This is a genomic window from Aldersonia kunmingensis, from assembly GCF_001646865.1.
GTDB classification, from domain to species: domain Bacteria; phylum Actinomycetota; class Actinomycetes; order Mycobacteriales; family Mycobacteriaceae; genus Aldersonia; species Aldersonia kunmingensis.
The window spans coordinates 1-14769 of the sequence record NZ_LRRB01000314.1; the positions used below are offsets into that span (position 1 = coordinate 1).

Genomic DNA, 14769 nt, shown 5'->3' on the forward strand with positions numbered 1-14769 from the left:
GGACCGGCAGCACCAGCCTCGTCGGCGTGGGATTCGCGCTGGGCGCTGCGGCCTGCTGGGCCGCCTACATCCTGCTCACCCAACGTGTCGGCGATGCGGTGTCGGGCTTCGGCGGGCTCGCGATCTCGATGCCGGTGGCGGCCATCGTCGGTGGCCTGATCGCCGGTCCGGTGACCGTGCCGCAGCTGACCTGGCAGCTTGTCCTGGCCGGTCTTGCGCTGGCGATCCTGCTCCCGATTGTTCCGTTCGCCCTCGAAATGCTGTCGCTGCGCCGGCTGCCCGCGGCCACGTTCGGCACGCTGATGAGCCTGGAGCCGGCGATCGCGATGGTGATCGGACTGGTTGTGCTGCATCAGGTTCCATGGTTCGGCGCGGTGCTCGGCATGGGCCTGGTAGTGGCGGCTGGCATCGGTTCCGCACGCGGAAGCGTGGGGGTTGGGTCCGCGCGCGGAAGTCAGGGCGATCCGGTCAGCGAAGCTCCGTCAGTACCGCCGCCACCGCAAGCAGTGCCGCAGCCGGTCTGAGCCACCGCGCTCCGTCGGTGCGCAGCTGTTCGGCCCAGATGATTGCGGCGATAGGCACCACGAGCCACCACGCGTGCGCCGCGGCGTACATCGGCAGCATCAGCAGTCCACACTCTCCGACGCAACGCGATCCGCTGGTCAGCCCGGCCCGCACGCAACCACGGTCCGCGGCAAACCCGCGCGGCGGGATCGCGGGCACCCGGTGGCAGTCGCGCAGGAACTCGCGCTTGCCGGGCGTCAGCTGCCACACTGCGGCCGCGGCCAGCGCGACCGGAACCAGGTCGGCACTCGGGGGCAGCTGCTCGAACACGCCGATTGCCATGGCGCCGAACATGATCCACACGAACAGGTACGCGACGAGGAACAGTGCGGGTCCGCGCATCCGCCGCGTCCACATCCCGTCCAGTGCCACGCGCCGGGCGCTAGGCAAGGCAGTGGGCAGCATCATCGCCACAGTCATCGCCGATGCGGCGACGAGTGTGGCCGCGGCCGACGAATGCGACCAGCCGTCGGCATGCGACACCGCCACGACCGCCCATGCGAGCCCGGAGACCGCGAAGAACGGCAATTCCGGGTGCGCCGCCAGGAAGCCTTCCCGCAGGTCGGCGACCCGCGATCGAGAACCAGCCAGCGTCGCCATCGCGTTCAGTCCATGACAATCCCGACGCGGCCGAGCCGGACCGCGCCGGGTTGCTGGTCCAGCCGGCCGCTGAATTCCCCGGCGACTGCGGGCGAATCGCCCTCCGCGGCGATCCAGTTCGGTACGAACGTCACCGAGACCCGGTCGTTCCACCGCTCGTCGCGGCGCAGCCGGGCGTAGAGATCGGTGACGTCGAAGGCCAGTCGCAGGCTCGCGCCCGCGCGGTCGGCGCCGAAGAATGACGCGGTGCCCACATAGAAATCGTCGATGGTCGCGGGATCGTCGTCGGGCACGGTGAGATACACCCGGTAGGTCATTGCGGGTAGCTCGCTCGCCGTCGCATCGTCCACGGTGAGGAAGACGCGACCTTGTGCGCGGCGGGTCGGCGGTGAAACGTCGAACTGCGCCGATTCTGCGGCGCCGCTCAGCGCCACACTTCCCTCGCTCGCGCCGATCAGCTCGGTCGGCCGCTGCGCTCGCGGCACATCCTCTCCCGGGGTTGCGGGTGGACCGGAGATGTCCTCGTACCGGTAGTGCAATTGTGTCAGCGTCGAGGTCACGTCCGCGGGTTGTTGCCGCTGCTCGTTGCCCGACCCGTCACGGAATTTGAAGGTCTGTCCGGTCAGCCACGCAGGATCGCTCGGGTTCGAGTTGCCCAGCGTGACCGCCCAGACTTCCCAGAGTCGATCGATATTCGAGTGATGCAGCCAGAACAGCGGGTCGAGGCCGGCTGTCTCGAACTGGCCGAGCAGCCCGCCCACCGTCGAGTGCACGGTGTTGTGCGGCGTCATCTCGCATGTGCCCGGCCGGGCATCGGGATCCTCGGCGAAGTGGTTGCGCCCGGTTCGGGCGCCACCGAAACCGCCGATGCCGGCAAACCGGTCGGTGGCCAGCGCGGCGACACTGTCCGCGTCCGTGGCCGGCAGGAGGTCTCCGACATCGAGCTGGCGCGGCACCCGCAGCGGGTTCGGTGAACCGTCGGGCAGCGTCGCTGCCAGGAACGACGGCGGAATCGCGCGGGTGGACTCGTCACCGCCGTAATTCCAGTAGGGCAGCGCCCAGTCGGTTCGGGTCTGCTCATCGACTCCGTCGAGGCCGGTGACGATCCCGCGGACGATGTCCTCGAACCAGTACAGGTACATCCGGTGCCATGGCAGGAAGTACCAGCTCTGGTGCTGGCACTGGTCGAGAAACTCGTCGCCGGTCGCGTTGCCGTGCACGGCGGCCTGATAGATCAGGCTGCGTGGGTCGGAATCGGGCAATTGGGTCATAACGCCGATCGCGCGGGCGTAGGCGAGGAGCACTGGATGCCACGGTCCCTGCGCTTCGAGCGTCCAGACGTCGGGTCGCACCAAATCTGTTGCCACAGTGCCGATTCTCTCCGTCGCCGCACCGATTGTCTGCACGAAGCGCGCTGCGCCGAAGAATCTTCTTGCCGGGTGGCACGTGGTCCGATACTTTCGCCATACAACAAGTTGCAGAACGCAAGCATTGGTGGTGTGGTGACCGACCCGAAGAATGTGGGAGACCAGGGCTTTTCCCTAGGCGACCCGCTGTTCGATACCGATCCGTCGGACGAGCCGCTCGCGCGTGAACTCGCCGTGGCCCTCGCGATGCTGCAGCGCGTGCGTGAGCGAACCTTCGCGCAGGTGACCGACCTCGCAGCGGATCAGCTCGATATCTCGGTCTTCCACTGCTTGCTGCGACTCGAGACCGATGGCCCGATGCGGGCCGGTGTCCTGGCCGAGGCGATGTATTCCGATCCATCCTCGGTCAGCCGGCAGGTGGCCCAGTTGGTCAAGCGCGGTCTCGTGCAGCGGTTGCCCGATCCGGAGGACGGCCGGGCCTGCGTCCTACGCGTCACCGACGAGGGCCAAGCGATGGTCGAGGACATGCGGCGCAGGCGCACGGCGAGTGTCGCCCGGATCGTCACCGACTGGTCGAACGACGACCGCGCCGAATTCGTCCGGCTGCTCGAAAAGTTCGTCGTCGACTACGAAAAGTTCCGGCCCGAACTGCTTGCGGCGCTGCGGCGCCGATTGGATGCCGCGGCGGTCTAGTGCCGCGGGTTATGAAAAAGGGAACGCAACACTCCATGACAGACAGAGCGGTGGGCGCCGACACGGACGCCACCGATACGAACGACGTCGACACCAGCCCGGCCAACGCGGGCGTCGACGGCAGCGGTGACGTAACCACTGCCACCGCGCCGGTGGAGTTCACCCACCGGCAGATCATGATCATCCTGAGCGGCCTCATCCTCGGCATGCTTCTCGCGGCCCTCGATCAGACGATCGTGTCCACCGCGATCCGCACCATCTCCGACGACCTGAACGGCTACGCGCTGCAGGTTTGGGCGACGACGGCGTACCTGATCACCGCCACCCTTGCCACACCGCTGTACGGCAAGTTGTCGGATATGTACGGCCGCAAGCCGTTCTACATTCTCGCGATCTCGATCTTCCTTGTCGGTTCGCTGCTGTGCACCACCGCGCAGACGATGTACGAACTGGCCGCCTTCCGTGCGGTACAGGGCCTCGGCGCGGGCGGGTTGATGTCCCTCGCACTCGCGATCATGGGCGACATCGTCAGCCCCCGCGATCGCGCCCGCTACCAGGGCTACTTCCTGGCCTCGTTCGGTCTTGCCAGCGTGATCGGGCCGGTGCTCGGCGGGATGTTCGCGGGCCAGGACGAAATCCTCGGGATCAGCGGCTGGCGTTGGGTGTTCCTGGTGAACCTGCCGGTCGGGTTGGTTGCGCTCGCCGTGGTCACCAAGGTGCTGCACCTGCCGCCGCGGCGGGCCGCCTCACTGCGCATCGACTGGTGGGGCACCGCGCTGCTGGCGGTTGGCATCGTGCCGGTCCTGGTCGTCGCCGAACAGGGCCGGGAATGGGGCTGGACCGAGCCGCGGTCGCTGGCCTGCTACGTCATCGGCGCGGTAGGGATCGCGGCATTCATCGCGGTGGAGAGATGGATGGGCGACGACGCCCTGATTCCGTTGCGGGTCTTCAGGAACGCCACCTTCGCGCTCGGCATCGTCATCTCGGTTGCGGTGGGCGCGGGCATGTTCGGCGGCATCGCGCTGATCCCGCAGTACCTGCAGGTGGCGCGCGGCTCGAGTCCGACGCTGGCCGGTATGCAGATGCTGCCCTCGGTGCTCGGCATGATGATCGGCTCGATCGGGTCGGGTCTGGTGATCGCCCGAACCGGCCGCTACCGCATCTTCCCGCTTGCCGGACTGGCGCTGGCCGCGCTCGGCATGTTCCTGCTGCACTTCGTCGATGTCGACACCGACATGTGGATCGTTATGGCGTTCATGCTGGTGCTCGGCCTCGGGCTCGGCAACGTCATGTCGCCGATGATGCTGGCGATGCAGAACGCGCTGCCCCCGCGCGATATGGGCGTGTCCACGTCGACCGCCACGTTCTTCCGGCAGATCGGCGGCACGCTCGGTATCGCGGCGTTCCTGTCGGTCCTGTTCGCGCAGTTGGCGCCGAACATCGAGGACGAGTTGCGCGCATCGGCGCAGAATCCGGACTTCCGGCAGGCGATCGTTGCCGGTGCGCACAGCACAAACGAGGCCGATCAGGCGCTTGCCAGCGGCCTGATGAATCACGATATGTCCGCCGCGAGCGGGGTGCTCGAGGACAGTTCGATCGTTCAGCAGCTCAGCGCCACGTTGGCCCGCCCGTTCCAGGTCGGGTTCGCCGACGCGATCTCGACGGTGTTCCTCGTCGTGGCGATCGTGCTCGCCATCGGGGCCGCGCTGGTCTTGTTCTGGAAGGAAATCCCGTTGCGCACCGGGTCCGGGCTCGCCGAGGCGGAACTCGCTGGGTGAGGCGTTCACAAGGGCAGCGCGGACAACTGCTCAATATGCTCGTCAGTCGACCCGTGAGCTTCGGCTATTCGTTTCGGGCGTAGTGGCAATCTGTGCGCAGCACTGCGAGTCTTGCGCTATGACGTGGCATATGGGTGTGTTACCGCCAAGGCGATCGAATGAGCTGGCCGCGGTGGCGCATGGGCCTGCGATCTTGGCGCGAACGACGGGGATTGTGGTGGGATTGCGCTCCATTTTCGCGTATTCATCGGGCCTTGAGATCGCGCTCGTTGTTGCCGCAACCGGGAGCGCCGCCCAGCTTGTCGCACGCCAGTACACCGCGAGCGCCGAGATCGACCCGATCACCGGAAACCGGCATCCAGCAAACGATCTGGGCGTGGGACTCCGGTTCGGTGCTCTCGACGATTCAACTGCCCAACCCTTTCAGAGAAAAAGTACCGAGGGTTTCGGCCGCGACCCTGAAAGATACGAACGCGAATTCCTCTTTTACACGAAGGAGTTTGCGAAGTCCTCCCGGGTCCATTACCGCATCGCCTGGCCCGAGGTCGGACTTCCTACGACCGATGTCATTCTCACACTTCCCGATGCCCAGGTATTGCGCGACAACATCGTTATCCTGTCCTGAACGCGGCTCGGCCTGGAGGGGATATGGGTATCCGGATATCGTCGGGACCCCCGCAAGACGATCGAGGGAACACGTTGATGCCTGTGCGCGACAGAATCGACGAAGATCTCGGAACCCACCCGGCAGTCAGGCTCGCGAGCGAAGAAGTGCCGTTGATGCATCGCGCTACGGCGGGGCAGCGATTCGGTCCTGTGCGACTCGTCGAGCGTGACTCCGATGTCGCCGTCGTGTTCGCCGCCGATACGACGCGCTGGGCGGTTCTTGTTCAACAAAGCGGAGATTCACCGGAGGCATCGCTCATCCTCGGCGTACCGAATCCCCGCGTTGGATTCAGCCGCTCGTTCCGCGCCTCGTACTTGGACCGATTGACTGTCCATCAAGTCGGTGATCCGTCCGTCGGAAAGGAACCGCCGGAGTTCGGATGGATGTCGCTGAGTGGAATCGCCGCCGAAGGCGTCAAGCGATTCGAAGTGAGGTCGTCGATCGACACAGACACGGGAGGCGTCGGCGACGACGGAGTAGTTCTGGCGGTGCTCCGCGCACGGTGGCGAGAGAAACTGAACGCCGCCGTCACACTCGCCAGCGGCGAGGCCGTCGCCATCCATCACCCCAGCGTGCATAGGCACTAGAGCTGGCACAGCACATGCGCAGAGAACCTTCTCAAAACGAAAAGTGCTCGTGGAGGCGAATTCTCACCTCCACGAGCACATTCGTGAATCAACCCTAGTGGGTGTCGCTCAGTGGCCCTGTTCCTTCAGGCGCGCGATGGACCGCTCGACCTCGGCCTCGGCCTCGGCGCGACCAACCCACTCCGAGCCCTTGACGTACTTGCCCGGCTCGAGGTCCTTGTAGCGCTCGAAGAAGTGCTTGATCGGGTCGAGCTCCCAGGACGGCACGTCGCCGATGTCCTGGATGTGATCCCAGCGCGGGTCGCCCGCGGGCACGGCGAGCACCTTGTCGTCGCCGCCGGCCTCGTCGACCATCTTGTACATGCCGACGGGGCGGACGGCGACGAGCACGCCCGGCACGACGGCCTCGGGCAGCAGCACCAGCACGTCGAGCGGGTCGCCGTCCTCACCGAGGGTGTCCTCGATGTAGCCGTAGTTGGCCGGGTAGACCATCGACGTGTAGAGGTACCGATCGAGCCTGAGACGGCCCGACTCATGATCGACCTCGTACTTGTTCCGCGATCCCTTCGGAATCTCGATGGTTGCGTCGAACTCCACGCTGCACTCCTCTTTGGCGGATTTCCCCCGGCATTTCGTCGGTGGAAGGGTATCGCGTCGAGGATATTCTGGGCTGTGAGGTCCACTCTCAGGGACGGAGACTAGTTGGCGGGGCAGCCGATCAAGACATCACCGCAGCCTGCCACGATGCAGCGCAGGAAGGTCATGGGCTCGGTCGCGACAATGCGCCGCCGGCGGCGAAATCAAATCATTCTCTCGATGATCGCGGTTGCGGTCCTGCTGGTCGGGGTCGTCGTGGTGACCGCGACATCGCCGTGGGACGGATCCGGCAGCGAGGCACTCACTACAGCGCCCGCACCGCCTCCCGTGTTGCCCGCGCCGCAGGTCATGGCGGTTCCACAGGGTGCGCCCATGCCGGTGCCCGCGGTGCTCGGCGCCGCGCTGGCCCCGGTCATCGCGAATCCGGCGCTGGGCCGGTTCGCCGGTGTCGTGACCGATGCAGCGACGGGCACCGTGCTGTGGGGCGTCGATCCGGACACGCCGCTCACCCCGGCCTCCACGGCCAAAATCCTCACCTCGGCCGCCGCGCTCCTCGCACTGCCGATCGATCACCGGGTGAGCACCGACGTCGTGCGCGGCGACGCACCCAACGAGCTCGTCCTGGTGGGCCGCGGTGATCCGACGCTGACCGCGCAGCCGATCGGCGCACCGAACTTCTATCCCGGGGCCGCACGCATCGAGGACCTCGCCGAACAGGTGCGCCGCAGCGGCGTCGCGGCGGACACGATCCTCGTGGATACCAGCGCGTACTCGGGGCCGACGATGGCCGAGGGTTGGGTGCCTGCCGACATCGCCGGCGGGTTCATTGCTCCCATCGAACCGGTGATGCTCGACGGTGGACGGATCGTTCCGCTCGAGGACGAGTCGCCGCGTACGCCCACGCCGGCGCTGGATGCGGGACGCGCGCTTGCGATCGCGCTCGGCATCGACCCGGCGAACGTGCGGTTCGGCGCCGCGCCCGCGGGGGCCGCACCGGTCGCGGTCGTGCAGTCGGCGCCGCTGCGGGACCGACTCGGGCAGATGATGTGGCGCTCGGACAACGTGCTCGCGGAAGCGATCGGCAGGGAACTGGCGATCGACCTCGCGGGTGACCGGACCGCGCAGGCCGGATCGTTCGACGGCGCGGTCCGAGCAGTCACCGACACGCTCTCGGGCGCTGGTGTCGATCTCGCCGGGGTACGGCTGTCCGACGTCAGTGGTCTGTCGGTGAACGATCTGGCGCCGGCGCGGGCGCTCGGCCGGATCGTCGCCATGGCCGCCGGCCCGGATGAAACCGAACTGCGGCCGATGTTGGACTACCTACCGGTGGCGGGCGCGACGGGCACGCTCGCCGATCGCTACGCCGCGGGGGATCGGGCCGGGGCCGGCTGGGTCCGGGCCAAAACGGGGACACTCTCGGAGGCAAGTGCATTGGTGGGTTCGGTGATCGACGTCGACCAGCGAGTGCTGACATTCGCGCTCCTGTCCAACGGCACGCCACCTGTGGACAGTCGGCCGGCACTCGACGCGGTGGCAGGAACACTGCGATCCTGTGGGTGCCGATGACGAACATTTCCGCACCGCCGAGCAGTGGCCCGGAGACCGACCACAAGCACACGCTTGCGGGCACTGTCGATTGGGATTTCGCGGCGAGCACCGGCGTGCGGTTGGCGCCGCGCGGTCCGCTGGCCTCCCGATACACCGCTGAGCAGGCCGTCGCGGAACTGAGCGAGGCCTCGGTGCGCGCCGAGGGGCCGGTGCGCGAGGTCACCCGCCTGGCCGACGGGCTGCCGATCCCGGCCGCGCAGATCGTGGACCGGCCGGGCTGGGTGCGGGCCGCCGCGCGCTCGATGGCCGAACTCACCAGCGTTGCGGCCAGGTCCGACGACGAATCCGCCGAATCGGATACCAGTGCGGCGGTTGCGAAGTTGGCGGGCAAACCCGCCGGACTGCAGGCCGGGGCGATGCTGGCGTTCGTCTCGACCGCGATCCTCGGCCAATACGACCCGTTCACCGGTGCCGACGGCACGCTGCTGTTGGTGGCCCCGAACATCGTTGCGGTCGAACGAACCCTGCGGGTGAAGCCGAGCGATTTCCGGCTCTGGGTATGCCTGCACGAGGTCACCCACCGCGTGCAGTTCTCCTCGTCGCCGTGGTTGGTCGATTACATGCAGAAGGCTGTTGGCGACCTGAGCGAAGTGACCGAAGAATCGTTCGGTGTCGTGCTCGGCCGACTCAACGAGGCGCTGCGCGAGCGCCGCCGCAACCCGGACGGTGATCCGGGGCAGGCCGGTCTGGTGGGCCTCCTGCGGGCGACGCAGGCTCCGGCTCAGCGCGACGCGCTCGATCGCCTGCTTGTGCTCGGCACACTGCTCGAAGGGCACGCCGATCACGTCATGGACGCGGTCGGTCCGGCAGTCGTGCCGACGGTCGAGCAGATCCGCCAATCCTTCGATGCGCGCCGCCGCCGCTCGGTGAGTCCGCTGCAGCGGCTGATGCGCGCGTTGCTCGGGATCGACGCGAAGATGGCGCAGTACGTCCGCGGCAAGGCATTTGTGGATGCCGTCGTGGACCGCGTGGGGATGGACGAGTTCAACTCCATCTGGACCGGCCCCGAAACACTGCCGCTGCCCAGCGAAATCGACGAGCCGGACAAATGGGTCGCGCGGGTACTGGGCTAGCCGTGTTACCCGAGACGGCAGCGGTGCTCACCGTGCGCCGTGCGGTGCGGTCCTGGCTGGCCGATACCGGTGTGTCCGCGCCGGTCGCGGTGGCGCTTTCCGGCGGCGCCGACTCGCTCGCGCTCACGGCCGCCGCCACCGTCGAGGCAGCACAGGTGCATGCGCTGATCGTCGACCACGGACTGCAGGCCGACTCGGCCGATGTTGCGGCGCGTGCCGAACGGGCGGCGCTCGGGCTGGGATGTGCGTCCGCTCGGGTGCTTCCGGTCAAGGTCAGTGGCGCAGGGGGACTGGAAGCCGCAGCGCGGGAAGCCCGGTACGCGGCACTACGCGCCGGTGTCGATCCGGGAATCCCGGTGCTGCTCGGCCATACCCTCGATGATCAGGCCGAGACGGTGCTGCTCGGGCTCGCGCGCGGATCGGGTGGCCGCTCGATTCACGGCATGCGCGCCTACGACCCACCCTGGGGACGCCCGCTGCTCGGTGTCCGGCGTGCGGATACGCGACAGATGTGCGCCGATCTGGACCTGCCGGTGTACGAGGATCCGCACAACAGCGCGCCCGATTTTGTCCGAGCCCGGTTGCGCGGGGAGGTGCTGCCGCTGCTCGAACAGGTGCTCGGCGGCGGCGTCGCGGCCGCGCTCGCGCGCACCGGCGATCAACTGCGCGAGGACGATGATGCGCTCGACGCGATCACGGCCGAAGCATCCCGGCGGGCACACGCAGGCACTGATCTCGACACCGCTGTGCTCGCCGATGAACCGGCCGCATTGCGGCGGCGGATCATTCGGGCCTGGTTGCTCGACGGCGGTGCGCGAGCCGTCACCTCCAAGCATCTGCACGCCGTGGACGATCTTGTGATGAAGTGGCGAGGTCAAGGCGGTGTTGCAGTCGGGGGCGGGGCGCCCGGAGTCAGGTTGGTAGCCTCGCGCAGGCGTGGGAGGCTCACGCTCGAACGCCAAACCGAGGGATTCGAGCCTCCGGGGCGCGACACTTAGACGTGAGCACAGTTCCGGAATGGGACAAAGATCGACCGAAGGGATTCCGGGGACGTGTACGAGGGCGACATCGCTTCGGTCTTGCTGACCGAAGAACAGATTCAAACCCGAGTGGCCGAACTCGCCGAGGATGTCGCCAAGCGCTTCCCGGCCGGATCGCCCGAGGGTGACCTGCTGCTCGTCGGCGTCCTGAAGGGCGCGATCTTCTTCATGACCGACTTCGCGAAGGCGCTGCCAGTCCCGACCCAGATGGAATTCATGGCGGTCAGTTCGTACGGGTCGTCCACCTCGTCGTCGGGCGTGGTGCGCATCCTCAAGGACCTCGACAAGGACATTGCGGGCCGCAACGTCGTCATCGTCGAGGACATCATCGACTCCGGCCTCACGCTGTCCTGGCTCAAGCGCAATCTGTCGAGCCGGCAGCCGGCCGCGCTCGAGGTCGTGACGCTGCTGCGCAAGCCCGATGCGGTGAAGGCCGACGTCGAGGTTGCCGCTGTCGGATTCGATATCCCCAACGAGTTCGTGGTCGGCTACGGCCTCGACTACGCCGAGCGTTACCGGGACCTGCCGTACATCGGCACGCTCGAGCCGAAGGTGTACGGCGGCTGAGCGCTCCGCTGATCAGACGTTGGTGATTTCGTCGGTGTTGCGGAACACCAAGCGGCCATCGTCGAGGGCGACGCCCCACTGCCGCTGCGCCGCCCACGTCCGGCCGAGACCGGGGGCGTCGGTCGAGGAACCGAAGTCCTCGACGATCGTGCCCTCGAACTTGTCCGTTCCCGATTCGCCGATGACCACCGTGCTGACCCGATCGCCTACGTGGAATCCCGCCTCCTTGGCGGGCCGTTCGCTGCCGGTCATGTTCAAACCGTAAGCGCGCGGTGAGGTTACCGGCGGGTCTTCGGAGGCATCAATCCGAACACGGTCGCCGGCGAACCCGTCCCACCTGCGGTTATCAAACCGCCTGCGAGCACCCACGCACCTGATTCCGGCAGTGCCGCAAGCCCGCTCAGGCATTCCAGGCTGATCCGGTGCTCGCGGTAGAGCAGCTTCGAGACGGTGTAGTCGGCGTCGATGCCGATGTCCGGACCGAACGTGTCGGTGCCGAGCGCGCCCTGGCGATGCAGCCGGCCGGTGTCGAGCAGCCAGCGGACCGCCTCGATCGAGAAGCCCGGCTGATGCATCGCGCCCGCGTCATCGAGGTTCGCGAACTCGTGCGTGCCCCACCGGGATTCCCAGCCGGTCCAGGCGATCACCGCGGCGCCCGGTGGAATCGGGCCGCGCCGCTCCTCCCAGTCGTGTAGGTCAGCCACGGTCACCGCGTAGTCAGGGTCGGCCGCGGCGGCAGCACGCACGTCGATCTTGACCGCCGGCCGAAGCAGGTCATCGGGGTCCAGCTCATCCGCGCTGCAACCGTGCGGATCGAAATGCGCGGGCGCGCCCCAGTGCGTCCCGCTGTGCTCGCCGATGGTCAGCCGGCGCAGCAGGTAGCCGTGCTCGGCCAGGGTGGCGATCTCGGTCAGCTCGGGTGCCGGGTCGCCGGGGAAAACACTCGTCGTCGCCGGGTCGAGGACGTGCGACAGGCTGATCACCTGCCATGGCGCCATGTCAGCGTCCGCCCGCGACGACGCGTTCGAGCGCGCGCAGATCCTCCTCGAGCATCCGGAACAGTCGGTACGCGCCGACGAAGGCGAGAATGCCCAGCACGCATAGCACCCGAACCGCCACGATCACGGACGGTATGTCGTCGGGCGCGATGAAGGTGACACCGGCAACGCCGAGCAGCGGCACCGACGCGGCGACTGCGAGATAGAAATTGCTGCGCCGGTCGAGCCCACGCAGCTGGAGTGCGTCGGTCTCGGTCGGTTTGCTCTGCTGGAGAAAGATCGGATAGACGCTGCGGACTAAAAAGAATGTGACCAGGAAGAAGGGATAGGCAACCGCGATCGCACCGCACACCACCAGCGAGCCGAAAATATGCAGGTAAGCGCCGGCCGGTACGTCACCGGGCACCAGTTGCAGCGAAATCGGGAACGTCAAGCCTGCAAGGATCCAGGCGCCAAAGGCAATCCACACGATCCGGTCGGTAGCCAACAGTGTGTCGCTCCGCGCCTGAGCAAGTGTTTGCTCGTCGTACACACGACCCTTGCGTAGCCCGCGTGGCACGCTGATCACACGTCTGGCCACGTAGACCATCAGCGCTCCCGCGAGCGGGAATAAGAGCACGTTGACGAATGCGGTGACAGTCTGAAATTCGCTCTGCGCGTCCTCGGAGAGCTTGCTGATGATCAGCGTCTGGTTGTGATAGATGTTGTAAACGCTCGCGAGCGCGTTCGGGACGCCAATCGCTAGCGCAACGATCGGGAATACGTACGGCCGCAACTTCAGCCGCCAACTGCCCGGCGGCGGATCCACGAGGTCGCGCGCCCGCGCATCGAGGCATAGCTCGAACTGCTGGGCGAGTTCAGCGGCGCTGGCCCAGCGGTCGTCGGGATTGGGCGCGAGCGCCGTTGTCAGCACCCGGGACAACGCGGCGGGGCAGTCTTCGGGCAGCTGGGAGAGCGCCGCGGGGCCGATCCCGTCCGCGCGGTTGGCCAGCATCGCGTCTATCACCGTGTCATCGCTGCCCGCAGCCCCGTCGTCGCCGAACGGCTTGTTGCCGGTGAGCAGCTCCCACAGCACCACCCCGAGCGCGAAGATGTCGCTGCGCGTATCGAGGTCGGCCGGGGTGTCGGCGCGGTCGGTGTGGCACGCGGCGAGCTGCTCCGGGGACATGTAGGACAGGGATCCACCGAAGTAGGCGACGGGACTCGTACCGGCGACGGTGCGGCTGTAGCTGATATTGAAGTCGGCGAGCTTCGGCACGCCCTCGGAGGTGAGCAGGATGTTCGCCGGCTTCACATCGCGGTGCAGCACGCCGTGCCGGCCGGCGTATTCGAGCGCCTCGGCGAGCCGGCGGCCCAGCCAGGCGACGGTCTCGGGCCAACTCAGACCCGCGATCTCGGCGCGCACACTCGAATCGCTGGGCCGGATCTCGCCCTTCTCCTCCATCGCGGCATCCACCGCGTCGAGCAGCAGTTGGCCATTGCGCTGCTCGGGCGGCGTCGCGCGGACCCAGCGCAGCGCGCCGAGCAACGTACCGCCCGGCAGGAACTGCATGTAGAGCAAGCGCAGGCGACGCTCGGGCAGCACCCGCTGATCGAAGACCCGCACGATGTAGTCGTGGTCGAGCCGGGCCAGGGTCTGCGGCTCGGTGCCGTGGTCGGCGGATACCTTGACCGCGACCAGTCGCTGCATCGAGCGTTGCCGGGCGAGGAACACGCGCGCGAACGCGCCCGCGCCGAGGACCGTGAGCAGGTCGAAATCGTCAACCGATTGCCCGACGTCGACAGACTCCAGCGGATGCTCGATATCGGGCTCGGACAACACCCCGCCTGCGCGTGTGGCCGTGCGGGTTAGGTCGGCCGAGGGAGCGAGCGTCGGGTTTGCGGCCATGGTGGCGGCGCCGCCCAAGGCTGCCGTGGCGGCGCCGCCCATCGCCCTGGTGACTGTCTGGTCGGTGGCGTCGGCGCCGTCCACTGCCATCGTTGCCGTACCGTCCATCGCCATGTTCATGGTGGCCGTGCCGTCCACGTCTACGCGGCGGGTACTCGGATCGGGTTCCTCGACATTCAGCAGCTTGGCCAACTCGGTCGCCTGCGCCGGGTACTCGCGCAGATAGGCGTCGGGATCGATGCGCTCGCCGCTGTGCCGTCGGATCACGAACTCTTCGTAGACCAGATCGGCGGGCAGCGTGGAGGGTTCCAGATCGGAAAACTCGGCGCAGTAGTCGGCGAGGCGCTTGCGCGTACCCGCCTGCAGCCAGCGGTGCTGCAGGTCGACGCGAATCAGGTCGATGAGCGCCTCGGTAGCGCCCGGGCCAGGCGGCAGGAACTCGTGCAGATCCGGCGGAGTATCGGCATCCGCCCAGGCGCGCGCGAACGAAGCGACGGGGTCGTCGTACGACCGGGTTCGCTTCGATCCGGGGGCAGCGCCGCCTGCGGTCATGTCAATCGGTTGACTCCGGGTGGTTGGGGTTTTTCCGGACTACGGTGCTGGGCCCGGTGCCGGTTCGATTTGCGGACACCTTTGCGCGGCGCTCGTAGAGCCGGGCTAGGACGGACATGGCCGATGATAGTCGCCGCAACCTATCGGCATCGGCTGTCCGATACACGCGGATCGCGAGCGAATCCGCCGG

15 protein-coding genes are annotated in these 14769 nt (G+C 67.4%); 9 read left to right on the forward strand and 6 right to left on the reverse strand.

The window, feature by feature from the left end; all coding sequences use genetic code 11:
• Positions 1–524 (forward strand): EamA family transporter (locus tag A8G08_RS24825; protein WP_157108788.1); only part of this gene is annotated, 524 nt, incomplete at its 5' end.
• Here A8G08_RS24825 and A8G08_RS24830 read toward each other — a convergent pair.
• Together A8G08_RS24830 and A8G08_RS24835 are read right to left on the reverse strand one after the other, a co-directional pair.
• A complete protein-coding gene (locus A8G08_RS24830; RefSeq protein ID WP_068280268.1) occupies positions 469–1164 on the reverse strand; it encodes a copper chaperone in 696 nt (231 codons plus the stop codon). The two genes, A8G08_RS24825 and A8G08_RS24830, sit on opposite strands and share 56 nt — an antisense overlap.
• Positions 1165–1169: 5 nt before the next feature.
• Positions 1170–2531, reverse strand: a complete 1362-nt coding sequence (locus A8G08_RS24835) for a tyrosinase family protein (protein WP_157108789.1) — start codon at positions 2529–2531, stop codon at positions 1170–1172.
• Between the two features lie 135 nt (positions 2532–2666).
• Here A8G08_RS24835 and A8G08_RS24840 point away from each other — a divergent pair, with 135 nt between their 5' ends.
• The 4 genes from A8G08_RS24840 (at position 2667) to A8G08_RS24855 (ending at position 6256) form a co-directional block, all read left to right on the forward strand.
• Positions 2667–3224, forward strand: coding sequence for a MarR family winged helix-turn-helix transcriptional regulator (locus tag A8G08_RS24840; protein WP_245672992.1), 558 nt, complete (start codon positions 2667–2669; stop codon positions 3222–3224).
• Between the two features lie 176 nt (positions 3225–3400).
• On the forward strand, positions 3401–5002 hold the full coding sequence (locus tag A8G08_RS24845; RefSeq protein ID WP_245672996.1) for an MDR family MFS transporter: 1602 nt from the start codon (positions 3401–3403) through the stop codon (positions 5000–5002).
• Between the two features lie 118 nt (positions 5003–5120).
• The gene (locus A8G08_RS24850) at positions 5121–5627 is read left to right on the forward strand and encodes a hypothetical protein (protein ID WP_157108790.1); all 507 of its coding nucleotides are present in this window, start codon (positions 5121–5123) and stop codon (positions 5625–5627) included.
• A gap of 227 nt (positions 5628–5854) precedes the next feature.
• Entirely contained in the window at positions 5855–6256 is a 402-nt protein-coding gene (locus tag A8G08_RS24855) for a hypothetical protein (protein ID WP_157108791.1), read from the forward strand.
• Positions 6257–6364: 108 nt separating this feature from the next.
• Here the strand turns inward: A8G08_RS24855 and A8G08_RS24860 are convergent, their stop codons facing one another.
• Complete coding sequence (locus A8G08_RS24860; RefSeq protein WP_068280280.1) at positions 6365–6853, reverse strand: inorganic diphosphatase; 489 nt, start codon at positions 6851–6853, stop codon at positions 6365–6367.
• Positions 6854–7018: 165 nt separating this feature from the next.
• On the opposite strand from A8G08_RS24860, the gene dacB reads away from it, so the two are divergent.
• Genes dacB through hpt form a run of 4 tightly spaced genes read left to right on the forward strand, consistent with a single transcriptional unit; the run spans position 7019 to position 11141 of the window.
• Complete coding sequence (gene dacB, locus A8G08_RS24865; protein ID WP_068280283.1) at positions 7019–8419, forward strand: D-alanyl-D-alanine carboxypeptidase/D-alanyl-D-alanine endopeptidase; 1401 nt, start codon at positions 7019–7021, stop codon at positions 8417–8419.
• Entirely contained in the window at positions 8416–9534 is a 1119-nt protein-coding gene (locus A8G08_RS24870; RefSeq protein ID WP_068280386.1) for a zinc-dependent metalloprotease, read from the forward strand. Before dacB ends, A8G08_RS24870 begins: the two co-directional genes overlap by 4 nt.
• On the forward strand, positions 9510–10532 hold the full coding sequence (gene tilS / locus A8G08_RS24875) for a tRNA lysidine(34) synthetase TilS (protein ID WP_068280286.1): 1023 nt from the start codon (positions 9510–9512) through the stop codon (positions 10530–10532). The genes A8G08_RS24870 and tilS overlap by 25 nt, the downstream gene beginning before the upstream one ends.
• Before the next feature lie 54 nt (positions 10533–10586).
• Positions 10587–11141 carry a hypoxanthine phosphoribosyltransferase gene (hpt, locus tag A8G08_RS24880; protein ID WP_068280289.1) on the forward strand — a complete coding sequence of 185 codons (555 nt, stop codon included), beginning with the start codon at positions 10587–10589 and terminating at the stop codon, positions 11139–11141.
• Between the two features lie 12 nt (positions 11142–11153).
• Here hpt and A8G08_RS24885 read toward each other — a convergent pair whose 3' ends face one another.
• The 3 genes from A8G08_RS24885 to A8G08_RS24895 are packed head-to-tail and all read right to left on the reverse strand — an operon-like array spanning position 11154 to position 14579.
• Positions 11154–11393, reverse strand: coding sequence for a hypothetical protein (locus tag A8G08_RS24885; RefSeq protein WP_068280291.1), 240 nt, complete (start codon positions 11391–11393; stop codon positions 11154–11156).
• 26 nt (positions 11394–11419) lie between these two features.
• Positions 11420–12139: a cyclase family protein gene (locus tag A8G08_RS24890; protein ID WP_068280294.1), complete on the reverse strand. Its 720-nt coding sequence runs from the start codon at positions 12137–12139 to the stop codon at positions 11420–11422.
• Between the two features lies 1 nt (position 12140).
• Complete coding sequence (locus A8G08_RS24895) at positions 12141–14579, reverse strand: serine/threonine-protein kinase (RefSeq protein ID WP_068280297.1); 2439 nt, start codon at positions 14577–14579, stop codon at positions 12141–12143.
• Positions 14580–14769 lie beyond the last annotated feature (190 nt).

Bases quoted from the DNA above. Each gene is read 5' to 3' on its own strand.
- A8G08_RS24830 (WP_068280268.1), bottom strand. From the start codon at position 1,164: ATGGCGACGCTGGCTGGTTCTCGATCGCGGGTCGCCGACCTGCGGGAA.
- A8G08_RS24845 (WP_245672996.1), top strand. From the start codon at position 3,401: ATGATCATCCTGAGCGGCCTCATCCTCGGCATGCTTCTCGCGGCCCTC.
- A8G08_RS24850 (WP_157108790.1), top strand. From the start codon at position 5,121: ATGACGTGGCATATGGGTGTGTTACCGCCAAGGCGATCGAATGAGCTG.
- dacB (WP_068280283.1), top strand. From the start codon at position 7,019: ATGGGCTCGGTCGCGACAATGCGCCGCCGGCGGCGAAATCAAATCATT.
- A8G08_RS24870 (WP_068280386.1), top strand. From the start codon at position 8,416: ATGACGAACATTTCCGCACCGCCGAGCAGTGGCCCGGAGACCGACCAC.
- tilS (WP_068280286.1), top strand. From the start codon at position 9,510: ATGGGTCGCGCGGGTACTGGGCTAGCCGTGTTACCCGAGACGGCAGCG.
- A8G08_RS24885 (WP_068280291.1), bottom strand. From the start codon at position 11,393: ATGACCGGCAGCGAACGGCCCGCCAAGGAGGCGGGATTCCACGTAGGC.
- A8G08_RS24890 (WP_068280294.1), bottom strand. From the start codon at position 12,139: ATGGCGCCATGGCAGGTGATCAGCCTGTCGCACGTCCTCGACCCGGCG.
- A8G08_RS24895 (WP_068280297.1), bottom strand. From the start codon at position 14,579: ATGACCGCAGGCGGCGCTGCCCCCGGATCGAAGCGAACCCGGTCGTAC.